Source organism: Nonomuraea antimicrobica (assembly GCF_039536965.1).
Lineage (GTDB): Bacteria > Actinomycetota > Actinomycetes > Streptosporangiales > Streptosporangiaceae > Nonomuraea > Nonomuraea antimicrobica.
The window spans coordinates 1-936 of record NZ_BAAAZP010000137.1; the positions used below are offsets into that span (position 1 = coordinate 1).

Sequence of the window (936 nt, forward strand, 5' to 3'; positions counted from 1 at the left end):
CACCTGCCGCTGCAGCGCCATCAACTGGTGCCGTAACACCAAGATTTCGATTTCCTTGTCCCGATCAGTCCGAGATAGCGGCCCCAGGAACGAGAAAGTGGTCGTCATCGTGAGGTACGCCAAGCGCAGTAACACGATCGGCCATCATGCCGTCCGGGCGCCCAGCGGGAGCACAAGAAAGCGCATCACCTCCACGACCTGCATGGATGAATATTCGGCACCCGCAGGCGTCCTCCACGAATACTCGCATGCCGCTTGACCTGCATGGACGGAATTCTCGGCAGGCGCAGAATCGCCGCGCGCCGCCACCGGTCATACAAGCCGTACGAGCAAGGGTGTAGCAGTATGACATCACTGCAGAGCGATCTCGACGGCGAGAAGTCCTCTTACGTCTACACTCGGGTTCCGTGTCTTGAACGACACAAACCGTTGATGGCAGTCCCCCAAGGCTTGCAGAGCGGTACGTTCGGGATCGATCCATCTCGGACTTTCCGCCTTCACGAGGGCCTCGGCCGATGGATACCCCGTGATCCGGCGAACCTTGGCATAGTGGATCTCGGTTCCGCAGGCCAGCCCTATGTAGGTGCCCGGGCGAAGCCGCCGGGCTGACGGATGCCCAGGTATCGAGACCACGCGGATGCGGCGCTCCACGATGAGCCGATAGCGACGTTCCTCGACCCCTGTCGTCAGGACCGCGTCTGGTCGCCGTCCATACGGTAGCGGGCTTCCCTTCGGTAGCTGGCCTCCGCGTGCGGGGTCGCTCCTGCTGCGTTCTCGCTCTTGCTCGTTGCTGGCATCAACTATCTCCTGGACTCTGCGTGACGTACCTGCCCCGTAGGCGCCGGGTCTGATGTCGTTGATCTGCGATCCAGCCAGGTGAGGCGTTTCTGACTTAATGATGCAGATCGCAGATTCTTCAGCCAGCATCGGTGGCTC

The 936-nt window shown here is 61.2% G+C and carries 1 protein-coding gene; it reads right to left on the reverse strand.

What is annotated here, in order from left to right:
• Nucleotides 1-351: 351 nt before the first annotated feature.
• On the reverse strand, nucleotides 352-936 hold a 585-nt coding region (locus ABD844_RS34525), incomplete at its 5' end, for a hypothetical protein (RefSeq protein WP_344887300.1).